Below are 22,422 nucleotides of genomic sequence, written 5' to 3' on the forward strand. Positions count from 1 at the left end.
ATATTGCATATATTTGCAATATGAAAACAAAAAAAACAAGCATAGCCATAGATATGGATGGTGTAATAGCCGATACAGAGTCTCACTTCATCACCTGGTACCATAAAGATTATGGAATACAAATCAATCGGGAAGATCTGATCGGAAAACCAGAATCCGAAGCTTTTCCGGATAAACAAGCGGTGTGGAAATTTGTAAATTCTCCAGGATTTTTCCGTACACTACCGGTAATGCCTGGCGCAATAGAAACCGTAAAAGAATTAATGAATGATTTTGAGGTCTATATTGTTTCGGCAGCAATGGAATTCCCACAATCCCTTTTTGAAAAACACCAGTGGCTGCAAGAACATTTTCCATTTATTTCATGGAAAAACATCGTACTGTGTGGAGATAAAAGCATCATCGATACGGATTATATGATTGATGACCATTTCAAAAATCTGGATTTCTGTAAAGGAAAAGCCATCTTATTCCACGCTGCTCATAATGCAACAACAGACCGTCATCAAAGGGTACATAGTTGGGAAGAAGTTAAGGTTCTATTAAAAAAGGAATTAGAAGCTGAATCGTCTTATTAAAAATGACAATTCTTTTAAAAATAGAGGTTGTCCAAAAGGTCTTATTCTTGTTTTTATGTAAATCGTACCTTTTCAGACAACCCCTTTAAATGTTATTTGAGTATATTTCCTTTCAAAAACTCCCAATTCATCCGGGCTATATTCAGAACAGAAATTCCCTGAGGGCATTCTACTTCACACGCTTCTGTATTGGAACAATGCCCAAAATCTTCAGCATCCATCTGGGCCACCATTGTTAATGCCCGCTTATGCGCTTCCTGTTGCCCCTGAGGCAATTTTGCTAGATGTGAAATCTTAGCGGAGGTAAATAAAGCCGCACTAGAATTCTTACAGGTAGCTACGCAGGCACCACAACCAATACAAGCTGCAGAATCAAATGCCGATTCGGCAATTTCATGGGTTATCGGAATGCTGTTTGCTTCTGGGGCCTGTCCAGTATTGACAGAAACAAAACCTCCAGCCCCAATAATCCGGTCAAAAGCAGAACGGTCTACCTTAAGATCCCTTTTTATAGGGAATCCTTCTGCCCGGAATGGCTCTACATAAATGGTATCTCCATCTTTAAACGATCTCATATGAAGCTGACAAGTCGTGGTATTTTTTAACGGTCCGTGGGCTCTGCCATTAATCATCATTCCACATTGTCCGCAAATGCCTTCCCTGCAATCGTGATCAAATTCAACCGGATGCTCTCCGCTTACGACCAGCTTTTCATTCAGGGTGTCCATCATCTCCAGAAAGGACATATGTGGGATCACGTTATCCATCTCATAATCCACCAGTTTACCGTTACTTTTAGCATCCTTTTGACGCCATATTTTTAAAAAGATCTTCATAAGGCTATGGTTTTATTTATAACTCCGAACCGTCAAGGCTACATTTTCAAAGGTCAGAGGTTCTGGCACGAGTACAGGCTCCTGATCAAGCCCTTTCCAATCCCAGGCAGATACAAAGCAGAATTTCTCATCATCGCGAAGTGCTTCACCTTCTGGCGTCTGGTATTCTTCCCTGAAATGCGCCCCACAAGACTCTTCCCTGGTTAAAGCATCGTAGCACATTAGCTCAGCGACTTCCAGATAATCGGCCACCCGGCCAGCTTTTTCAAGTTCAGCATTCATTTCTTCGGGTGTACCAGGCACGGCCAGATGTGCATAAAAATCTACTCTAAGCTTTTTGATTTCTGCAATGGCTAAACTGAGTCCTTCCCGGTTTCTGGACAACCCACAATGGTCATAAAGAAGCTTACCTAATTTCTTATGATAATAGTCAGCAGTTTTATCTCCCTTTATGGAGACAAGCCTGTCCAGCAATTCTTTCGCTTTCTGTTCTGCTTCTAGAAACTCCAGACTATCTGCAGGCACTGGCCCTGTTTTAATTTCATCTGCCAGGTAATTCGAAACCGTATATGGCGCTACAAAATACCCATCCACACAGGCCTGAAGCAAAGAATTAGCACCAAGCCTATTCGCCCCATGGTCTGCAAAATTGGCTTCGCCCAAGGCAAACAAACCTGGGATGGTTGTCATCAACTCATAATCCACCCAAAGTCCACCCATAGAAAAATGTGCTGCCGGAGAGATCATCATAGGTTCTTTATAGGCATCAATATCTGTAATTTTCCGATACATACTAAAAAGGTTGCCATACTTCTCTTTGATTTTGGCCTCCCCCTGTTCTTTCAGTGCTTTGGAAAAATCCAGGTAAACGGCATTCTTCTGCGCACCAATTCCATATCCTGCATCAATTCTTTCCTTCGCAGCCCTTGATGAAATATCACGGGGCGCCAGGTTACCAAATGCAGGATACCTGCGTTCCAGATAATAGTCTCTTTCTACCTCCGGAATATCATTTGGTTTACGTGCATCATCCTTTTTTAAAGGCACCCAAATTCGTCCGTCATTTCTCAAAGACTCAGACATTAAGGTCAGTTTACTCTGATATTCTCCAGATTGTGGAAGGGAGGTTGGATGAATCTGTGTCCAGCTTGGGCTAGCCATCAACGCTCCTTTTTTATGCGCCCTCCAAATAGCCGATGCATTGCAGCCCATAGCTAATGTAGAAAGGTAATAGATTTTACCGAAACCACCTGTAGCCAGGATGACCGCATGAGCACTATGTCTTTCAATCTCCCCGGTATCCAGGTTACGAACAATGATCCCCCTCGCCTTTCCATCTACCACCACCAGATCCAGCATCTCATGCCGGGTATACAACGTAACCGTTTTTGCACTCACTTGTCTGATGAGTGCCTGATAAGCACCCAGTAATAATTGCTGTCCGGTTTGACCACGGGAATAAAATGTTCTGCTCACCTGTACTCCACCAAAAGAACGGTTGTTCAAATATCCTCCATATTCCCGCCCAAAAGGTACGCCTTGAGCAACCGCCTGATCAATTAGATGAAGAGAACACTCTGCAAGACGATACACGTTTGCTTCTCTTGAACGAAAATCTCCTCCTTTGATGGTGTCATAAAACATCCGGTAAACACTATCCCCATCGTTCTTATAATTTTTTGCCGCATTTACGCCCCCCTGTGCAGCAACTGAATGTGCACGACGGGCAGAGTCCTGGAAGCAAAATGATTTCACTTTATAGCCCATTTCCGCCAATGAGGCCGCGGCAGAACTACCAGCCAGACCGGTTCCTACCACGATCACATCCAGCTTTTTACGGTTTGCTGGATTAACCAGCTTTGCATGGTCTTTATAATAATTCCATTTATCCTTTAAAGGACCTGGCGGGATTTTCGCATTTAATTCCATAGCTAGTAATGAGTAAAATAAATGTATAGTGGTATAGCTGCAAAACCGAAAGTAATGATATAGCTATACCAGGTACCAAAAACTCTGATAAAGGCAACATAACGAGGATGATAAACCCCTATAGTGCGCGCCGCGCTGTAAAACCCATGTAACAAATGATAGCCCAGTGCAAACATAGCCAGCACATAAAAAAGAACATACCAAATGTCGCCATACGCCCGAATCACAATTTCATAAAGATCCTTATTGCCAGCAGCGTCAAGGGGCAAGGTGCCAAACTTATACTGATACCAAAAATCTTTGAAGTGGAATACCAGGAAAATCAAAATCACTGTACCCAATACCCCCATATTCCGTGAATACCATTTACTCGCAGCCCCTCTTTTATCATACTCATATTTCCCAGCTTTTTTACGGTTAAACACAGTAATCACCAAGGCATCGACAGAATGAATAATAATTGAGGCATATAGGATATAAGACACTGCTTTAATAAAAATATTTCCCGAAAGTAGCTTTGAATATCCATTAAAACTCTCCCTGGCCTGTGCCTCAGGTAAGAAAAGCTGGAAATTACCTGCCAAATGAATGACCAGGAAAAAGCATAAAAACAATCCGGTTAGCGCCATCAGGTATTTCCTGGATAGCGTAGATAGCGTTTCTTTTTTCATACGTTTCTGTTTAGTAAATACCAATTGCCTTCCACCATAAACCACCTATACCCATCCAGATCACCAGGAATACAATACTTAAAATAAATCCTTTTGACCACCAACTCTTTACATCAACAAACCCGCTACCAAAATAGACTGGTGCCGGGCCATGCCCGTAATGTGTCAGTGTACCATAAATACCTCCGCAAAAACCAAGAGAAAGTGCTAAAAGCATAGGCGGAATACCCACAGAAATCCCCACACCCAGTAATGCCGCATACATAGAAGCCACATGCGCAGTAGCACTGGCAAACATATAATGGCTATAGAAATAAACCAGAATGATAATTGGAAAAGCCATCGTCCAGCTCATCCCGCCAATCTGTGCTTTAACCAAGCCGCTAAACCAAGGAATTAAACCCAAAGTGTTCAGCGCACTCCCCATCATCACCAAAGCTGAAAACCAAACGATCGTATCCCAGGCACCTTTTTCACTTTTTACATCATCCCAGGTCAAGACCTGTGATAAGAGCAGGAATACCAGACCAAGAAAAGCGGTTGTTGTCGCATCGATTTTAAAAATATCGCCGGTAATCCATAAAATCAGCAACAGGATAAAAGCCGTCAACATTAACCATTCATTCCTACTCACAGGCCCCATTTCTTTTAGTTTTTCAGAAGCCATCTGGGTTGCTCCACTGGTTTTTTTCAACTCCGGCGGATAGATCTTGTATAAAATATAAGGTATGGCAATTAGAGATATAATCCCCGGAATGATCGCTGCCCACATCCAGGACATCCAGGTGATGTCAATGCCAAGATCTTTCGCAAACTTCTGGCACATCGGGTTACTTGCCGTTCCTGTAAGGAACATAGAAGAGGTGATCAGATTGATATTGTAACAATTTAAAGTCAGATAAGAGCCCAGTTTCCGGTGTGTTTCGGGTTTATCTGGCATAGAACCGAAGTTAATGGCCATAGACTTCATAATTGGATAAATAATTCCCCCACCCCTCGCCGTGTTACTTGGAATAGCCGGGGCAAGTACTAAATCTGCCAACCCCAGGCCATAGCCCAGACCTAAAGAACTCCGTCCAAACACTCTTATAAAAAGATAAGCGATACGACTGCCCAGACCGGTTTTAATAAAACCTCTAGCAATAAAAAAAGAAATTCCAATCAACCAGATCACCTTATCACCAAAACTACTCAGCGCCATCGAAATGGACTTCCCGGGATTACCCGGTGCTAAAACGCCTGTCACAGCAACTAAAGCGATCGCAATCATAGACATCGTACCCATGGAAGCCGCCTTTAAGATAATTCCCAGAATGGTGGCCAGGAAAATAGCCAATAAGTGCCAGGCCTCTGGTTTTACACCCTCCGGAACTGGAATGAACCAAATAATTAACCCAAAAATCAGGGTCACCAACATCATTTTGTAATTAATTTCTTTCATAAAAGGTAGTTTAAATAAACGATTAAAAACGAGCCTGAACCTGGCAGATCAACCTGTTTCCATTATATTGAGCTGTTCCCGGGATATTGTTCTGATAACGATCTATAAGATAACCCGCCTGTACCCTTATAGCATAAGATTCTGCAAAAGATGCACTCACCATAGGAACATAACTGTTCCGGGCATTCCCTTCTCTTTTAAAATCTGAGTCCAGATACTCATACCTGAAGGCAAATTCAATAGATTTTAAACGTGTATTCCGGATCTTGCGCACCAAATTGGGCAATACATAAACACCCCTCATCTGGTAATCCCCAATAGAGGTTGGATTGGCTGTGGCAAAAAACATCTGGCTGTTAATTCCTTGTTTATATTCAGAGACCAATTCAAAATTCCAATCTTCATTTAAAGGCTTTTTATAGTCAACATCAAATCCATATGCCCAGATTTCTTTACGGGTATTGCTTCCGTAGCCGCCATTCAATCCAAGCTGCAAACTCTTATCAAACGCCATCACTACCCTTGCCGGAACGATCTTACCGTTGTCATTGTCAACCTGGTTCCTGTTGTTGCCGTTAAAAACCCCTATTGAATAAGTAAAAGGCACTGGCCCATTTTTAACCGCTCCGGAAAAAGATGCGCCTAACTGGAAACTCTGCCAGCTGTTGGCTCCAAAAAGATAGTACTGGTTGGAATAATCAATAGACCGTACAAAATCTACGGGATAGTTGTCTTCCTGTCCAAACTGAGGGCGAAACTGACCAACCTGAAAATTCACATAATCGTTTACACTGTATTTGATAAATGCATTTTCCAGGACTTTGTTTTGTGGATTTCCGCTGAAATCTCCAAAGTTGACCAGGATAACTGCATTAATCCTGTCATTCACTGCTGCATTGAGCTGCATCCTTGCACGTTTTACCAGAAAAGAGTTTCCCGAAAATTGCTCGCCGGGTAGATGGTTTACGCCATTAATATCATTATCCTTTGTAAAAGAATAAATGTACTGCGTTTGTAGCATACCGGAAAAGGTGATTTTTGTAACCGGAAGATTAATACTGATGGTCTTTTTTGTGCTGTCTGCAGGATCATTCTGACCCCAAAGCAACGTTGGAAAGGCCAGACAGGAAAGTAAAGCAAAAAAGGTTTTTGGAGATTTTTTGTTGAAGGGATAGATGTTCTTCATACGGTAGAGAGTTAGGTTACAACGGGGTAATTGTTAAGTACGTCATTCAAAGGCTGAGCCTTTGTCACAAAATAACCATTTCTACATAATAAAAAAAGTGATTTCTATCACTATCCAACAGAAACCATTCCTAACCAGGCTTAAGTACGGATTATTACAGAATTTAACCATGCAAATAATGCGGCATAAACTTCTTCTCTTACCGGTTTCGGGGAAAGCACAACATCATGTAAAGCTCCGTCTATCACGGTAACTTGACAATCTCCCTGTATACCGGCGGCCTGTCTGTCCATATCTTTAACATTCAGCACGGCGTCTCCGCTAAACATCCTGTCGCTCCACTTCTTTTCCCTGATAGATTTTAAAGAGTGAACAACCAGAACCGGCGTTGAAATGTGCAGTCCGGCCTTCACACGCTTATGTCCAAAATGAATAGCTCTTACCCACCCACAATTGACCCGCGGCGCTACATTAGGCTTCCAAACCAAATTGTAATCCCATTCTCCATAAAAATCCTTGTGCAAACTCAGGCCGTATAGCGGAGAAAAACCACCATCTATTTTAACATCAGGATGTTCTTTCCCCCACCAGGAAACCAATGGAATTCCTAAGTTCTTCTTTAAAAGCCCCAAATTCATACCCCAAAACGGGCTGTTTAGAAATACGGCATGAAACAATTCGCTATTTATATTTTTGGCTGCAAAAAGGGAAACAATCAAACCACCCGTCGAATGTCCGCTTAAAAGTACAATTGTATTTCCTTCTTTCTTCAGAAGAGTTAGCGCGAAATTTATATCTGCATCATACTCGGCAAGATCCCGCACATTATTCATCTTTTGATGTGGAAGAAATGAACGTCCGTATTTTCTGAGATCCAGTGCATAAAAGTTATAACCATTCTTAATATACTGTTCGGCCATTTCTGTCTGAAAGAAATAATCGTTGAAGCCATGTATATAGAGAACAGCCAATGAACTCGTTTGAGGGCAACTTTTCCGGATTACAGTTCCCACTACCTTCCCTTCATAATCATCTGTCTGAGGAAAAGTTAAGGCTTCAAAACCCTGCCCTAAAACATCTGGTTGGTACCCCTGGGTTAAATTGAGATCCATAAAAGAGCTTTTAAAATGAATAAATATTGCAATATATTAACTATTCATAAGATTAAATGGTTCTAAATTTGTTATTTTGAATAACAGAACAATCTACATCGAAAATTAAACTCATATGTCAAAAAACGAGGACAAAGAGATCCAGAACATTCTATCAATAGATATCGGCGGTTCAAACATCAAATCATGTCTTTTAAGTCCTCAGGGTGAGGCGCTTTCAGAATACACAAAGTTACCTACCCCTGCAGAATCTACTCCCGAAGCCGTTTTAACAGTGATCAAACAACTGGCAGCCACTATGGGTGCCTTTAGTAAAGTCTCCGTAGGTTTTCCTGGTTATACTAAATCTGGTGTTGTATATACAGCACCTAATCTGGAAAAGGGCAAATGGGATAAGATAGAATTTGCACAGATGGTTAGCAATCTTTTAGACAAGCCTGTTCGGCTGATTAATGATGCAGATCAACAGGGCCTTGGTCTTGTCGATGGTAAAGGTTTTGAAATTGTACTCACTTTTGGAACCGGATTAGGGACTGCCTTGTTATTTGACGGTGAACTCCTTCCACACCTTGAACTTTCCCACCTTCCTATTCATAAAGACAAAGATTATGATGACTATGTTGGAGACAAAGCGCTTAAAAAGCACGGAGATAAAGAATGGAAAGAACGTGTTCAACGTGTAATTGACATTTACAAGACAGTTTTCAATTACGACAAACTCTACCTTGGCGGTGGAAATGCAAAATTTATAGATTTGAAACTAGATGACAATGTCGTTATTGCTTCCAACAGGGAAGGCATAAAAGGCGGAGCAAAGCTTTGGAAAGCTGCAGAAAAATATCAGATCGTTACCGTTAATCCAAATAAATAGCACCCTACTAAAACATAAACAACAGAACAATGAAACAATTCACTTTAGGAATGATAGGCCTGGGCACAATGGGTCGCAACCTATTACTTAACATGGCCGACAATGGTTTTCAGGTAACCGGATATGATAAGGATCCCAAGATGCTGAAGAAACTTGAAGAGGATGGTAAAGCACATGATCTCAAAGGCTTTGCATCATTAGAAGATTTTATACAAAGCCTGGAGTTACCAAGAAGGGTGATGTTATTGGTTCCTGCAGGTCCAATTGTTGACAGTGTAATTCAGGAGTTGGTTCCATTGCTGAGCAAAGGTGATATGATCATTGATAGTGGAAACTCTCACTTTACAGATACCAGCAGAAGAGCGGATGAATTGTCTAAGCAAGGCATTCACTTCTTTGGAATGGGAATCTCCGGCGGAGAAGAAGGTGCACGTTTCGGTCCGAGCATGATGCCGGGCGGAGATAAACAAGCTTATAATGCGGTAAAACCTATATTAGAAGCTGTTTCTGCTAAAGTAAACGGCGACCCATGTGTAACCTATATCGGTCCCGGCGCTTCAGGTCACTTTGTAAAGATGGTTCATAATGGTATTGAATATGCTATGATGCAGGTACTTGCCGAGACCTATGCCTTGTTAAAGCATAGCCTGGGTTACAGCAATGAGCAAATCTATACTACTTTTGATAAATGGAACAATGGCCGTTTAAAATCCTTCCTGCTGGAAGTTACAAAAGACATTTTTAAAGTAAAAGATCCTAAAACTGGTAACCTTTTACTGGATATGATCAAAGATGAGGCAAAATCTAAGGGAACAGGTAAATGGACTTCGCAGGTATCTATGGACTTGCAACTGCCTATACCGACCATTAACGAAGCTGTAAGTACAAGAGATCTCTCCAAATTCAAGAGTCTTCGTGTAGCCCTTTCCAAAGCACTGCCACATCAGGGAGAAGCTATTGATCATAAGGAAGCATTCGAAGTGCAATTAGAGCAAGCGTTATACTTTGCTATGATCATTTCTTACGCGCAAGGACTGCACCTGTTAGAAGCAGCCTCTGCAGAATATAAATATGAACTGAATCTGAAAGAAATTTCACAAATATGGCGTGGTGGCTGTATTATTCGGGCAGAATTACTGGAAGATATCTATCAGGCTTACAAAAAGAACCCTGAGCTTCCACACCTGTTCTCCGATGAAAGTATTCAGCACAAATTAAAGGACATCGTACCAGGAACAAGACATGTCGTAATTACAGCAATTGCTCATGGCATTGCCATTCCTTGTTATGCTTCAGCCTTAACTTACTACGATTCTTTAAGAACCGCCAATTCTCCGCTGAACTTAACTCAGGCACAAAGAGACTTTTTTGGTGCACATACCTTTGAACGGGTAGATGAAGAAGGTATTTTTCATGCAGACTGGAATTCAACTAACTAGCAAAAATAACAAAGATGAAAACAAGCATTAGCCTAAAACCGACCATAGTTGTAATTTTTGGTGGAACTGGTGACTTAAATATGCGCAAATTAGCGCCTGCACTTTACAATTTGTATTTAGACGGTTATATGCCCGAAAAATATGCCATTATAGGAACTGCGCGCAGACCACTTACTGATGATAAGTTCAGGGATACCCTGATGGAAGGTATCAACAGTTTTTCCCGCTCAGGAAAAGTAAAAGCAGACAAGTGGAGTAAATTTGCAGATCATGTTTCCTATACGGCAGTAGATGTGGAAGCCCCTGACACTTTTGGCCACCTTAAAACTGCTATTGAAAAGCACCAGAAAGAATTTGGTCCGGAAACACAGGTCCTTTATTACCTGGCTGTTGCCCCTAATTTGTTCCCACTCATTGCGCAGTGTCTTTCTAAATATAAACTGGCTGGCAATGAGGATACTTGCAGAATCGTTATTGAGAAACCTTTTGGAAGAGATCTGGATACTGCCAAAGAGCTGAATGCAATTTTAACAGGCATCTTTACGGAGAAACAAATCTATCGTATAGACCATTACTTAGGAAAAGAAACGGTTCAGAACATCATGGCTTTCCGCTTTGCTAATTCATTCCTGGAACCGCTTTGGAACCGAACCTATATTGATCACGTTCAGATCTCTGTAACCGAACAATTGGGTGTTGGAGACCGTGGCGGATATTATGAAGGTGCAGGTGCACTAAGAGATATGATCCAGAACCACCTACTTCAGCTGTTGTGTTTAATTGGAATGGAAACACCGGTCAATTTTGATGCAGATGAGATCCGCAATAAAAAAGTAGATGTGTTAAAAGCAATGCGTCCCTTTGGACCGGACGATATCCGTTTTAGTACTGTTCGCGGTCAATACGCAAAGGGCTGGGTAGAAGGAAAAGAAGTTCCTGGATACAGACATGAAAATGGTGTAGCACCGGATTCTAACACAGAGACCTTTGCTGCTATTAAATTCTTTGTAGACAATTGGCGCTGGCAAGGTATTCCTTTCTATGTAAGAACAGGAAAACGTTTATTTCAAACTTCATCATTGATTACCATCCAGTTTAAAGATGTTCCACATCACATCTTCCCTTCTGCGGTAACCGAACACTGGCAACAAAACAGGCTGATCATCAGCATTCAGCCCGAAATGAGTATTCGCTTACAGGTTCAAGCCAAAAGACCAGGCTTAGACATGGTATTAAATCCTGTTGATATGGTGTTTGACTACAAAGGTACCTACAGCAATGAAACCCCCGAGGCTTACGAAACATTGTTACTGGATGTAATGACTGGTGATCAAACCCAGTTTATGCGTGCAGATCAGGTAGAAAGTGCATGGGAATTATTAATGCCTGTGGTTAATGCATGGGAAAGTAAAAAATCTCTAAGCTTCCCGAACTATACAGCCGATTCATGGGGCCCTGAAGATGCCGAAGCCTTAATTGCAAGAGATGGTTTCCATTGGTTTACCTTACCTTTAAATAAAGACTAATGAGCGTACAGATTTATAAAACACAGGAAGAGTTATTTGCAGATCTGGCGAGATATATTATTAACATTGCCAATGCTTCTATTGCAGAAAAAGGGCGTTTTGATTTTGTGTTAACCGGCGGCAACTCTCCAAAAGAGCTTTATCACCAATTGGCTACGATCTACAAATCGGAAATTGACTGGACTAAGGTATATTTCTTTTTTGGCGACGAACGGAATGTTTTACCGGATCATGAAAATTACAATGGCTTAATGGCTAAGAAAAGTATTCTGGAGCCATTAAATATTCCGGCAGAGCAAATTTTCTATGTCAATACGGAACTTGCACCTGATAAAGCTGCAATTGCTTATAAAGAGGCCATCACGAAACATTTTGATGGTGCAGCGCTTGCATTTGACCTGATCCTGCTGGGCATGGGTGATGATGCCCATACAGCATCTCTTTTCCCGGAAACTGAGATTCTGAAAAACACCAGCGTATCGGTTGATTCTGTGTATGTAGAAAAACTTTCTACATTCAGAATCAGTTTCACCGCACCACTGATCAATAAGGCTAAAAACGTGGCCTTCCTTGTTTTCGGTGAGAGCAAAGCCAACGCGGCAAAACATGTAATTCAGCCGAAGGACAAGAATCCATTCTTATACCCTTCTCAATTAATTCAACCTACTGACGGAAGCCTGATCTGGTTCTTAGACAGCCAGGCAGCAAGTTTACTGGAGAGTTAAATAATTCAAACCGTCATCAAAGCCGGTGCGTATGGCACCGGCTTTATATTAGGTATAGGTTTTGATTTACCTATAGTGTTAAAACCTAATGCTATGAACTATTTAATGCTCGGAGAAGACACTCCAGAAACTCAGGAACTCGATTTCAACAATTATTCCTCTTTGAAAAACGAAGACAGACCAGAACGTGATGACCTGGACTGGATTATTTATGCAGCTAAAGTTCCACGTTACGGGGAATACGCGCAACGTCTGCAAGATTCCCTTTCTCAATATAAAGAACAAGCAAAAAACATACAAATACTTTTTAATCAGCATCTTTCAAAGTTCGGCGCTATTCACCTCCCAGCCACCGGACTAGTCATTTGGATTGCTTTAAAAAAACCACAGTCTATGATGAGCAGTATACCTGCTTTAAGAAAGCTCGGTGTATTTAAACAGGAAAACAATCCTTTCCTAAAACCTACTGATGCTGTCGAAGGTATTAGAATTGGCTTTGCTTGTCCACAGACGGAAATTTGGAATGAAGTATTTGCCATCATGGCTGAGCATTTTAAAGCTGCTTTGAACTAAATTTCAGCAAAAGTCTGGTGTTGTTTTATTGTAAAAAAAACAACACCAACTCATGATTGCAAGGTATTCTTAAATCGTATTTCTTTAAATTTACGAATCACCAACAGGCGCAGTCCATGAAAACCATCATTGTAGCAACAGACTTTTCCGAAGTAGCCGAGAACGCCGTAGAATATGCCGCCGCCGCAGCCAAACAAAATAATGCCAGACTGGTATTATTCAATTCTTTTACCATTCCATTCCACGCCGGCAACACCTTGTTACCTGGAGCAAGTATTCAGCGGCTCATGATCGAAAATGAAATCCGGCTGATTGAACGTGCATTATCTATTTTTTACACCTATGAGATTGAGGTTACCCACGAATCTTCCTTCCCCTTTTTAGAAGAAGGACTGAGCAGTCTGATCACCAAATACAATGCTGAACTGGTTGTGCTGGGTATGACCGCAAAAACCCTGGAACAAGATCTTTGGGGCAATACCACCACATCAGCTATTAAAAAGTTGAATTTCCCTGTACTTGCCGTGCCTCTACATGCTAAATTTGAAGGCACAAGAAAAATCCTCTTTGCATGTGATGTATTCCATGGTGTTTCCGAACAAGTTCTAACCCGCGTAAAAGAAGTAGCAACCAGCCTAAGTCAATCGGAAGTGGAGATTTTCAATGTAAATGACAAAGTAGAAGAACTGAAAACAGAAACACATATTTCTACGGCCGTTAATGCCATCAATGAAGGACTGGAAGGCATCACTTATTACTACAAGAATGTAAGATCAAATGAAGTGATCAAAGAAATTGAAAAAGAGATCAGAGAGTTTAATGCAGATCTGCTAATCATGGTACCTAAAAAATATGGCTTTTGGTCTTCCATTGTACACCGCAGCAAAACCAGAATTATGGCATCTGGATTGAATATCCCCCTACTCTCCATTCCTATTTGAGCTGACCCTAGTTAACTATTGAATCATTCCAGTTAACAAAGAAAAATACAAATGATCTGATTTATTTTATCTTTGATCGTCACTGTTCTTAATAATGGTTTTAAGGGCTCCAATTTTTTTGTCATGAAAGCACAGGAACCTGAGCAAACTAATGCCGATGAGGAAAACATCCTGGCCATCATTGACCTAATCCAGCAACAGTCTCCTTTGGATTTTTCGGGATATAAACCCTCGACTATAATAAGAAGAACGCAAAGAAAAGCAGCTAAACATCATTTCAAAACGCTCTCTGCCTATTTGGAATTTTTGAAAGTAAATCCCAATGAGATAAAGGAATTGTGTAAGGAGTTTATGATCAGCGTTACAACATTCTTCCGCGACCCCGAAGCTTTTGAATATCTCCAGACTACTGTTCTTCCAGAGATCATTAGTAACCTGCAGCCCGAAGAAGAACTTAAAATGTGGGTGGCCGGATGCGCGACAGGTGAGGAAGTTTATTCGCTGGCTATTTTGATTGCAGAGATTTTGGAACAACAAGGCAAGCAGATCACTGTCAAGCTATTTGCTACAGATATAGACAATCATGCCCTTTCACATGCTTCGAAGGGAACTTATAAAGCATCGGTAATCGGCTCAACGGTTTCTGCCGAACGCCTGGAACGTTACTTCATTAAAGATGAAGAACATTACAAGGTTAAACCGGCTTTACGCAAAATGGTGATCTTTGCATTGCACGATTTAATTAAAAATCCACCGTATTGTAATATGCATCTGATCAGTTGCCGCAATCTGCTGATCTATTTAAACCCTTCTCTGCAAAAAAAAGTATTTACCATGCTTCAGTTCGGATTGAAAAAAGACGGTTTTCTCTTTCTTGGTTCGAGTGAAAATCCAGCCCCCATTCTTCGTAGTCTGAGTGTCGAAAATAAAATATGGAAAATATACAAGAACCTGGAAACCAAAAAAGAATCGCGCTTTGACAATTTTCTCTTACCCGAGCGGCCAGATGTAAAACGAAGGCCTGTACCCTATCCTGCCGAAGATTTAAAAAGTAGCAGCAATGCGATAGATAAGGCCATGCATACTGCCCTGGCAGGTGAAATCAACTATCTTGTCGTTTGCACTGACGAAGAGGGTCAGGTTCTGAAATCGTACGGGGATACCTCAAAATACTTATTGCAAAAGAGTTTTAATTCAGATTTATTGGAGTTAATGCCTAAGCCTATAGCTATGGCTTTTAACATTCTTCGTAAAACTGCACTGACAACAAATAAGAAAGCGGTACTTAAAAGCATACAGGTCAAAAGTATATCTGCTAACCTTTCTATGAATCTTTCCGTAAGTCCACTTTCTATAAAAAGGGGCGCAGAAAGACTTCTTATTGTCACTTTTACTGAACAGTATCCAGAATCCTTATCTTCTGATTCTTCAGATCTTGTCTTTGACCATCAAATTCATCAGCAGGAATATATCCTCAATATGGAAGAAGAAATCAAAGAACTAAAAGAAAAATTGCAGACAGCTTATTTTCAACTGGATGCAAACAATGAAAATTTGCAGTCGTTTAACGAAGAGTTGCTCTCTACTAATGAAGAAATGCAAAGCACCAATGAAGAGATGCAGTCTGTAAATGAGGAACTCGATGCTATTAACTCCGATTACAAACTCAAAAACAAAGAGTTACTGGAGATTAATGATGACTTAAACAACTACTTCCGAAGCAATATCAACGGCCAGATCTTCATCAACAATGATCTCCAGCTTATGCGTTTTTCTCCAGGTAAGATAACCAACCTGAATCTCCAGGAATCGGATCTCGGAAAACCACTTACCAGCCTTAGGACTCCCTTCAAACTGGAAGACATCCTTATTGATGTAAAGAATGTGATTGTAAATGGGGATGTCATATATAGAGAAATACAATCCAGTGATGGAAAATGGTACCATATTCAAACTATGCCCTATATCCAGCAAATCAGCCTTCAAAGAAACGGAGCGATAATTACATTTAATGACGTAACGGAGTTGAAGAAAATCCAGCTGGAACTGGACAAAAAGAATAAGAGCCTGCTTCGTATAAATGCAGACCTGGATAATTTCGTACATACAGCTTCTCATGATCTGCTTGCACCATTAGCCAACATAGAGACCAGTATTATGCTCATGAACCAGGAACTCACTGATTCAGGGCAAAAAGAATTGCTCGACATTGTAAACACCTCTATTTCTACTTTCCGTGCCCTGGTAGGAGATATTGCTATCATTGCCAAATTGGAAAATGATACACTTCCAATGGAAAAAATTGATATAGCCAGTTTGATCATGAATATCGAATGGAGCCTCGCAGACCGCATTAAAAAATCTGGAGCTTTGATTGTTGTTGACCTGCAGGCTAAGTTTATTTATTTCTCTAAAAAGAACCTAAGGAGCATTCTATATAACCTGATGTCCAACTCTATTAAGTTTGCAAAAAATCTAACTCCTGTCATTTTTGTTTCCAGCAGAGCGTCGGAGAGTGAGATCATCATTTCTGTACAGGATAATGGAAGGGGAATCCCCAAAGACCAACATGAAAAGATCTTTAACATCTATGGCCGGGTACATCAAGATGTGGAAGGTTCAGGAATCGGACTGTTTCTTGCCAGAAAAATTGTACATGCCGCCAACGGAGATATCGAGGTAGAAAGTACACCAGAAGTGGGCAGTAAATTCTCCATCCGCCTGCCTGTTATTTCTGTATAAAAAAGGCCCATCATATAATGGACCTTTTCAAACTTAAAGTTTCCTTTGATAACGCTTATAAGAAACCACAGCAAGCACAAAAATCATTGCTACAGTGACATATACCCATGAAGGCACAGGTACAGGATCTCCTTTAGCATAAGAATGCAACCCGGTGAGGTAATAATTCACACCAAAATAAGTCATGATAATGGTAGAGAAACCAACTAATGACAATAAATTAAACAAGTATTTACTTCTTAATCCGGGAATCAGACGAACATGTAATATAAAAGCATAGACGATTACAGAAATAAAAGCCCAGGTTTCTTTAGGATCCCAGCTCCAGTAACGGCCCCAGCTTTCATTTGCCCATATACCACCCAAAAATGTGCCTACAGTCAATAAGAATATTCCCACCGTTAAAGACAACTCATTCACAATGGTCAATTCCATTACAGAGCTTTTTACTTTTGCATTGATCTTCTTATTGTCAATAATATAAAGCACCAGAACTACTGTTCCAATCAATGCACTGAGACCGAAAAAGCCATAGCTGGAAGTAATAATGGCCACGTGTATCATCAGCCAGTAAGATTTTAAAACCGGAACCAAAGGGGTGATTTGAGGGTTCATCTGAGATCCTCCATGTGCAAAACCCATTAAAATAACGGCAATCAAACAACCAGCCGCCGGAATAAAAGCATTGCTGTTTCTATACATGAACAAACCGGCTAAAACACCAATCCAACTGATAAACAATACAGCTTCATAACCATTACTCCATGGTTCATGTCCGGAGATATACCAACGCACCCCTAGTCCTATCCCCTGTAAAGTAGCAGCAATGGCCATCAAGAGCAAAACCCCGGTTACTACACGATCCAGCGTTTTAGAATTTTTAAATAATTTCAGGAAAGCCAGTGCAAGAATTAATGTACCAAGGAGTGCATAAGTGATCATTAAATTCAGGAATATATTCCAGGAATTGTAGCTAACTTCCCATTTTATTTTAGCTTCAGAAGGTACAACCTCTTTACCATATTTCTGTTGCGCTGCTTTTAAACCGTTCAGTTCAAAATCTGCAGCAGCCCAGTTACCTGATACTTCACCTTGATTTACGGCCTTAAAATAGCGGGTAACTGCAGCCAGTGTCGCGGTGCTGTCTGACTCTCCAACCGTCAAAGCCTTCCAGGTATGATTGGCATCACCAATAACAGGTGCAATACGTAAATATTGACCAGAAACCAATTGGCCCATAGCCTGTAACTGGTCATTAAGTTCGATAAGATCCTTATCGTAACTGTTCTGGTCAGCCGCCTTTTTAGAAAAGGCTTTTAGGTAATCGTCCATTAAAATAAATTCTGGTGTACCGTCTGGTTTAAGCCTGATCAGGTTAACCATAGATGCATAGCCTTCGGCATCTGCATGTACAGCTTTTAGCAAGTCCGGACCTCCTTTGCTACGTACTTTTATTAAAGGAACATTGATCCAGTTGCCAGGTGTAGTTGAAGCCGAAAGGAAGAACTGATTTGCGGTTAAGGAATAAAAACGGTCTTTATGGAACAATTTTCGCAGAATTTCCAAAGCCATAGTATTCACCGGTTCAATCCGTCCGTCTATATTTTGCACCAGCAGATAGCCAAACCTGTCCGCATGTTGCTGGTCTATTTTAACAGAAGAAGCAAACTGTTTTGCATCTGTATTTTTAGCCGGTAACCCGCCTTGAACAGCATTGATATCGTGGCTATGATCATGCAACTCATGACTGTGGTCGTGTTTGGTTCCATCCGTGCCATGCATATCAATTTCCTGACTAAAAGCGCCACCCAATGGCAAGAAGAAAAACAACAGCAACAGCGCTTTTGATTTGGAAAGACTCCTCAACTGCTCATTCAGTTTGGAAAAATGCGTTCCCTTCCAGAATAAGGTTACAAACATACCCAGGAAAAGCAAGGTATAACCAAGATAGGTTACATTAGTTCCCCATTCATCGTGGTTTACCGAAAGTACAGTCCCTTGCTCATCTTCGTCAAAGCTGGATTGGAAGAACCTATAACCAGAGTGATCCAATACGTGATTCATAAATATTTTATAAGGTCTTTCGCCTGCTGCGTCCTGTACCATTACATCCGATGAGTAAGCAGCAGGGCTGTTACTTCCCGGATATTTTTCCATTTTAAAATGCACCAGTTTAAGAGAAAATGGAGTCTGATAGACTTTAGAACCATAAGCCAAAGAAATTCTCAACCCTCCTATTTCACTTTGATGCTGAAAATTGGTCATTCCCCTTCCACCATAGAATGAAACGGTATCTACAGCAGTTGGTGTCCGGACCTCTACCTTAACAAGGTCCAGATCGTGTTCATGGGTTCTTTTATCCCCTTCATAATACATGATATGTCCATTTACCGGTCCTTCTGGAATTACGAAAGCAAGGCCCCCATAAGTATATAAACTTCTAAGATGAAAAGGCTGGGCCACGTTGTCTGCAGTTACCGTTTTTCTCTCCTGGGTAGCCATGATCATATAATTACCTTCATAAGGTGAGGAAATCTGAAGTTCGCCATTAGAATCGTTCAGGTTAATGGCACCAGGCGTTTCTTTGTTATAACTAACCAACATATTCTGTAGAAGCTGAACCGTTCCTGATGGGATATATTTATTGGCCCTTTTACCGTTTTCCAGTACCACCAGATGGAGCGTTGGCTTACCAGAGGCCTCCCGAACCAGTGAATCCTGAGCTCTGGCATAAAAATCAACGATTTTCATCTTTACCCGCTGGCCCTGGTAGTCATATTCTGAGGTAAATGTTTTTTTAAATGGTTTTAAATAGGTAGGCACATGATTGGAGATTAAAATGGCAGGAACATCATCATAGGCCAATGCCTGATCGTCCTTACCAATCTGAACCTTAAAAAAAGTAGCATCAGAAACCACAGAATTACTCGATTCACCCTGCCGGATATGCATTGATCCTTCAAAACTGATGTACCGGGTAATGTACCCTCCTATAAAAATGATAATAAACGCCAGGTGAAAAACCAGTAAAGGCCATTTTTTTCGCTGGGTAAGCTGGTATCTCTTGATGTTTCCAATAAAGTTCAGTACCAGAATCAGCATAATCAGCTCAAACCACCAGCAGTTATAAATAAGTGCTTTAGCTACAGCAGTTCCATAGTCATTTTCTACAAATGTGGCCATAGCCATGGAAAAAGCATAAAGCAATAACATTATACCCATTGTTCGGGTGGAGAAGAGTATTTTAGCTAATCTGTTTATCATTTAATTTTTCTGTTGATTTCTAACCACCGCAAAGATGGCCTTAGCGAGCAGAAAAATTAAGTTTAATTGAATTTATGGCAAAAAAAAGACTATTCAATTGACTTATATTTTGCCCTTTGGCAAAGGAAAAAATTGAAAAGAACACAATTACGAATTGATTACAGCGTTCTCCATCAAAACACTTCGAAAAAACCTTTTAACAGACTCAATTGTTTATCATACAAACCCTTAATCTCAGCAATTATGAAAACCCAGGGAACGAATTACGACAATGACGCTTACAAATGGAACCAACAATTTAATATTTCCGGCCCAGATGAAGATTTGGACGATGAAGATGATTTAGATGACGACGATTTAACAGGGGGTGACCCTGATGAGGATCATGAAGACGATTACTTCGAAATTGGCGATAATGAATTGATAGACGATGAAGAAGATGAGGAGGATGACGAGTATTTCAAATAAATCTCTTAATCCCCTTTATTATATCGTACCTGACGTTTCACTATCTGGTGTTTTTCTTCATTAACAGGGCTGTGGTATTGCCGGTGCAGGTTATAGGCTTGTATACTTCCCATCCCTTTTCTTTTCATATTTCTTCGAATCTGACTGTCGGGAATTTCAGAACGCGAACCTTCTTTGTAAGGATGCTGGTGTGTTTTTACAATCTTACTCTCCTGCGCAAAAACAATAGTCGTTGTTGCCAGGAGCAGCATCATTAAGGAGCGTCCTAAAATTTTATCTTTCATAATCTCCGGTTTTACACTTTGATGTTTTAAAATCAAAATGGTTTAATCCGATATTAAAATAAAGAAGTTATAAATTTGCAGCCCGAATTTATACGATTCCCTTAGATTAGAAAGATACGCATGAAGCACAATTTAGACATTGAAACCTGGAACAGAAAAGAACACTTTAATTTTTTCAAGCAGTTTGACGAACCCTATTATGGTGTTACCGTTAACCTGGATTGTACAAAAGCTTATCTTCGGTCTAAAGAACTGGGAGTCTCCTTCTATAACTACTATTTTCATAAGTCATTAACAGCCATCAACCAACTGGAGAATTTCAGGTATAGAATTGAAAACAACCAAGTTGTGATTTATGACCAAATCAATGCTTCTGCAACGATTCTCAGAGAAGACCATACTTTTGGTTTTTCTTCAGTTAAGTACAGCATCAATTTTGAAGAATTTAACCAGGACCTCCTTCAGGAAATTGCTCGTGTGAAACAAACTACAGGTCTGTTTACTGCCGACCTGATGAACAACATCATCCATTTTTCGGCATTACCCTGGATTAATTTCACCTCTCTTAGCCATGCTTCCAGCCTTAAGTCCGAAGACAGCTGCCCAAAAATATCTATAGGGAAACTTGTACAGGAAAACGGAAGAAGGCATATGCCTTTTTCATTACATGTACATCATGCCCTTGTAGATGGTTATCATGTTGGTTTATTTTTCGAAAAATTACAGTTGCTGCTGAATGAATAATTGCTTGCTGCAATTATTCATTCTCTTTTAAAACTACATGCTTAATATTTTTCCTGTCATAGGTATAGGTAATATGAACAAAGCCATCTTTGGTTTGTATAATAGCGGGGTAACTGTACTCCTGTTTATCTCCATTTTCTAAAACAGCAATATCACTCCAGGATAAACCATCTTTTGAAGCCGCTACACGTAATTCCCCCCTTCCGTTAAACCAGTCTTTTCCAGGCACATCAGGATTATAGACAATTAATTGTGTACCATTTTTGAGCGTTACCGCATCTGTACCTGAATTTGGATTTAAAAGCTCTGTTTTAGACAGTTTGCCCCAGCTGTTTCCGTTATCTGAAGACCAGGCCTGAATAACATTTCCCTGTTTACTTCGGCACAAAATCTGTAAACGCTGATCTTTGTAGAATAAAATACTAGGCTGGATCACATCGAAACCAAGCGTATCCACTGGAATAAATTGCCAGGTTTTCCCCATATCTGTTGATTTTTCCAGATGTACCTTCCAGCGTTCATTTTTCTCCTCTATACTTGAGGGAGAGAGAATTGTTCCATCAGCCAGTTGCACAGGTTTATTCTTTATTGGACCTAAAATCCCATCAGAGAGGTGCCGGGATGAAGACCAGGTTTTACCACCGTCATCGGAAGTTTTCACCATTCCCCACCATTCGCGTGGATTAGGCCCAACCTTATAAAATAAAAACAACCTGCCCTGAACAGACTGAAAAAGTACCGGGTTCCATGAGGGAAAACGAAGCGTATCATTCACTATTCCATCTGCAACCACATGCGCTTTTGCGTTCTTTTTATCAAGCTGCGTGAGCCAAATGCATACATCTTTCTTCCCTTCTCCAGAACCGCCAAAAAAAGAAAGTAAAAGTTCTCCTTTTTTATTTTCAACAATTGTCGATGCATGGCATTGCTTAAATGGCGGCTGGTCGAAAACCAGTTCCTGCTTTACCGTCTTCCAGGATGTTTGTGCATTTGCTGCGAACAACGTTCCTGAGAGCAGGTAAGCTTGAATAACAAATTTCATGTTCTTTATCATATAATGCGTTCAATATTTTATGTTAAGCTCCAATGTAC

General features: G+C 40.6%; 19 protein-coding genes. 10 read left to right on the plus strand and 9 right to left on the minus strand.

Annotation, left to right across the window (positions count from 1 at the left end; translation table 11 throughout):
• Positions 1-578 (plus strand): hypothetical protein (locus DBR11_RS06060; protein WP_369974420.1); only part of this gene is annotated, 578 nt, incomplete at its 5' end.
• Between the two features lie 92 nt (positions 579-670).
• On the opposite strand, the gene DBR11_RS06065 is transcribed toward DBR11_RS06060, so the two are convergent.
• From DBR11_RS06065 to DBR11_RS06090, 6 genes are all read right to left on the minus strand, one after another.
• Positions 671-1,414 carry a succinate dehydrogenase/fumarate reductase iron-sulfur subunit gene (locus DBR11_RS06065; RefSeq protein ID WP_108550716.1) on the minus strand — a complete coding sequence of 248 codons (744 nt, stop codon included), beginning with the start codon at positions 1,412-1,414 and terminating at the stop codon, positions 671-673.
• 12 nt (positions 1,415-1,426) lie between these two features.
• Positions 1,427-3,343, minus strand: coding sequence for a fumarate reductase/succinate dehydrogenase flavoprotein subunit (locus DBR11_RS06070; protein WP_108550717.1), 1,917 nt, complete (start codon positions 3,341-3,343; stop codon positions 1,427-1,429).
• Positions 3,344-3,345: 2 nt separating this feature from the next.
• Positions 3,346-4,014 carry a succinate dehydrogenase cytochrome b subunit gene (locus DBR11_RS06075; RefSeq protein WP_108550718.1) on the minus strand — a complete coding sequence of 223 codons (669 nt, stop codon included), beginning with the start codon at positions 4,012-4,014 and terminating at the stop codon, positions 3,346-3,348.
• A gap of 10 nt (positions 4,015-4,024) precedes the next feature.
• The gene (locus tag DBR11_RS06080; protein ID WP_108550719.1) at positions 4,025-5,455 is read right to left on the minus strand and encodes an anion permease; all 1,431 of its coding nucleotides are present in this window, start codon (positions 5,453-5,455) and stop codon (positions 4,025-4,027) included.
• A gap of 22 nt (positions 5,456-5,477) precedes the next feature.
• Entirely contained in the window at positions 5,478-6,641 is a 1,164-nt protein-coding gene (locus DBR11_RS06085) for a porin (RefSeq protein WP_108550720.1), read from the minus strand.
• Positions 6,642-6,781: 140 nt separating this feature from the next.
• Positions 6,782-7,753 (minus strand): alpha/beta hydrolase, encoded by a 972-nt coding sequence (locus DBR11_RS06090; RefSeq protein WP_108550721.1) that lies wholly within the window; start codon positions 7,751-7,753, stop codon positions 6,782-6,784.
• 115 nt (positions 7,754-7,868) lie between these two features.
• On the opposite strand from DBR11_RS06090, the gene DBR11_RS06095 reads away from it, so the two are divergent.
• The 7 genes from DBR11_RS06095 to DBR11_RS06125 all read left to right on the plus strand — a co-directional run bounded on the left by DBR11_RS06095 (position 7,869) and on the right by DBR11_RS06125 (position 16,570).
• Positions 7,869-8,624 (plus strand): ROK family protein, encoded by a 756-nt coding sequence (locus tag DBR11_RS06095; RefSeq protein WP_108550722.1) that lies wholly within the window; start codon positions 7,869-7,871, stop codon positions 8,622-8,624.
• A 29-nt stretch (positions 8,625-8,653) separates the two neighbouring features.
• On the plus strand, positions 8,654-10,063 hold the full coding sequence (gene gndA / locus DBR11_RS06100) for an NADP-dependent phosphogluconate dehydrogenase (protein WP_108550723.1): 1,410 nt from the start codon (positions 8,654-8,656) through the stop codon (positions 10,061-10,063).
• Positions 10,064-10,077: 14 nt separating this feature from the next.
• On the plus strand, positions 10,078-11,589 hold the full coding sequence (gene zwf / locus DBR11_RS06105; RefSeq protein ID WP_108550724.1) for a glucose-6-phosphate dehydrogenase: 1,512 nt from the start codon (positions 10,078-10,080) through the stop codon (positions 11,587-11,589).
• The gene (pgl, locus tag DBR11_RS06110) at positions 11,589-12,314 is read left to right on the plus strand and encodes a 6-phosphogluconolactonase (protein WP_108550725.1); all 726 of its coding nucleotides are present in this window, start codon (positions 11,589-11,591) and stop codon (positions 12,312-12,314) included. Before zwf ends, pgl begins: the two co-directional genes overlap by 1 nt.
• Positions 12,315-12,407: 93 nt before the next feature.
• Positions 12,408-12,887 (plus strand): hypothetical protein, encoded by a 480-nt coding sequence (locus tag DBR11_RS06115; RefSeq protein WP_108550726.1) that lies wholly within the window; start codon positions 12,408-12,410, stop codon positions 12,885-12,887.
• Positions 12,888-13,003: 116 nt separating this feature from the next.
• A complete protein-coding gene (locus DBR11_RS06120; RefSeq protein WP_108550727.1) occupies positions 13,004-13,828 on the plus strand; it encodes a universal stress protein in 825 nt (274 codons plus the stop codon).
• A 123-nt stretch (positions 13,829-13,951) separates the two neighbouring features.
• Positions 13,952-16,570: a CheR family methyltransferase gene (locus DBR11_RS06125; RefSeq protein WP_108550728.1), complete on the plus strand. Its 2,619-nt coding sequence runs from the start codon at positions 13,952-13,954 to the stop codon at positions 16,568-16,570.
• Between the two features lie 33 nt (positions 16,571-16,603).
• Here DBR11_RS06125 and ccsB read toward each other — a convergent pair whose 3' ends face one another.
• Positions 16,604-19,834 (minus strand): c-type cytochrome biogenesis protein CcsB, encoded by a 3,231-nt coding sequence (gene ccsB / locus DBR11_RS06130; protein WP_233260663.1) that lies wholly within the window; start codon positions 19,832-19,834, stop codon positions 16,604-16,606.
• A gap of 243 nt (positions 19,835-20,077) precedes the next feature.
• On the opposite strand from ccsB, the gene DBR11_RS06135 reads away from it, so the two are divergent.
• A complete protein-coding gene (locus DBR11_RS06135) occupies positions 20,078-20,302 on the plus strand; it encodes a hypothetical protein (protein ID WP_108550729.1) in 225 nt (74 codons plus the stop codon).
• Positions 20,303-20,307: 5 nt separating this feature from the next.
• Here the strand turns inward: DBR11_RS06135 and DBR11_RS06140 are convergent, their stop codons facing one another.
• Positions 20,308-20,586, minus strand: coding sequence for a hypothetical protein (locus tag DBR11_RS06140; protein WP_108550730.1), 279 nt, complete (start codon positions 20,584-20,586; stop codon positions 20,308-20,310).
• Positions 20,587-20,706: 120 nt separating this feature from the next.
• Here DBR11_RS06140 and DBR11_RS06145 point away from each other — a divergent pair, with 120 nt between their 5' ends.
• Positions 20,707-21,330, plus strand: a complete 624-nt coding sequence (locus DBR11_RS06145; protein WP_108550731.1) for a chloramphenicol acetyltransferase — start codon at positions 20,707-20,709, stop codon at positions 21,328-21,330.
• 13 nt (positions 21,331-21,343) lie between these two features.
• Here DBR11_RS06145 and DBR11_RS06150 read toward each other — a convergent pair whose 3' ends face one another.
• The gene (locus DBR11_RS06150; protein WP_199233772.1) at positions 21,344-22,372 is read right to left on the minus strand and encodes an exo-alpha-sialidase; all 1,029 of its coding nucleotides are present in this window, start codon (positions 22,370-22,372) and stop codon (positions 21,344-21,346) included.
• Between the last annotated feature and the right edge of the window lie 50 nt (positions 22,373-22,422).

Origin of the sequence: Pedobacter sp. HMWF019 (assembly GCF_003061025.1) — a bacterium.
Lineage (GTDB): Bacteria > Bacteroidota > Bacteroidia > Sphingobacteriales > Sphingobacteriaceae > Pedobacter.

Coding starts and splice junctions, on each gene's coding strand:
- DBR11_RS06065 (WP_108550716.1), bottom strand. CDS start 1,414: ATGAAGATCTTTTTAAAAATATGGCGTCAAAAGGATGCTAAAAGTAAC.
- DBR11_RS06070 (WP_108550717.1), bottom strand. CDS start 3,343: ATGGAATTAAATGCGAAAATCCCGCCAGGTCCTTTAAAGGATAAATGG.
- DBR11_RS06075 (WP_108550718.1), bottom strand. CDS start 4,014: ATGAAAAAAGAAACGCTATCTACGCTATCCAGGAAATACCTGATGGCG.
- DBR11_RS06080 (WP_108550719.1), bottom strand. CDS start 5,455: ATGAAAGAAATTAATTACAAAATGATGTTGGTGACCCTGATTTTTGGG.
- DBR11_RS06085 (WP_108550720.1), bottom strand. CDS start 6,641: ATGAAGAACATCTATCCCTTCAACAAAAAATCTCCAAAAACCTTTTTT.
- DBR11_RS06090 (WP_108550721.1), bottom strand. CDS start 7,753: ATGGATCTCAATTTAACCCAGGGGTACCAACCAGATGTTTTAGGGCAG.
- DBR11_RS06095 (WP_108550722.1), top strand. CDS start 7,869: ATGTCAAAAAACGAGGACAAAGAGATCCAGAACATTCTATCAATAGAT.
- gndA (WP_108550723.1), top strand. CDS start 8,654: ATGAAACAATTCACTTTAGGAATGATAGGCCTGGGCACAATGGGTCGC.
- zwf (WP_108550724.1), top strand. CDS start 10,078: ATGAAAACAAGCATTAGCCTAAAACCGACCATAGTTGTAATTTTTGGT.
- pgl (WP_108550725.1), top strand. CDS start 11,589: ATGAGCGTACAGATTTATAAAACACAGGAAGAGTTATTTGCAGATCTG.
- DBR11_RS06115 (WP_108550726.1), top strand. CDS start 12,408: ATGAACTATTTAATGCTCGGAGAAGACACTCCAGAAACTCAGGAACTC.
- DBR11_RS06120 (WP_108550727.1), top strand. CDS start 13,004: ATGAAAACCATCATTGTAGCAACAGACTTTTCCGAAGTAGCCGAGAAC.
- DBR11_RS06125 (WP_108550728.1), top strand. CDS start 13,952: ATGAAAGCACAGGAACCTGAGCAAACTAATGCCGATGAGGAAAACATC.
- ccsB (WP_233260663.1), bottom strand. CDS start 19,834: ATGATAAACAGATTAGCTAAAATACTCTTCTCCACCCGAACAATGGGT.
- DBR11_RS06135 (WP_108550729.1), top strand. CDS start 20,078: ATGAAAACCCAGGGAACGAATTACGACAATGACGCTTACAAATGGAAC.
- DBR11_RS06140 (WP_108550730.1), bottom strand. CDS start 20,586: ATGAAAGATAAAATTTTAGGACGCTCCTTAATGATGCTGCTCCTGGCA.
- DBR11_RS06145 (WP_108550731.1), top strand. CDS start 20,707: ATGAAGCACAATTTAGACATTGAAACCTGGAACAGAAAAGAACACTTT.
- DBR11_RS06150 (WP_199233772.1), bottom strand. CDS start 22,372: ATGAAATTTGTTATTCAAGCTTACCTGCTCTCAGGAACGTTGTTCGCA.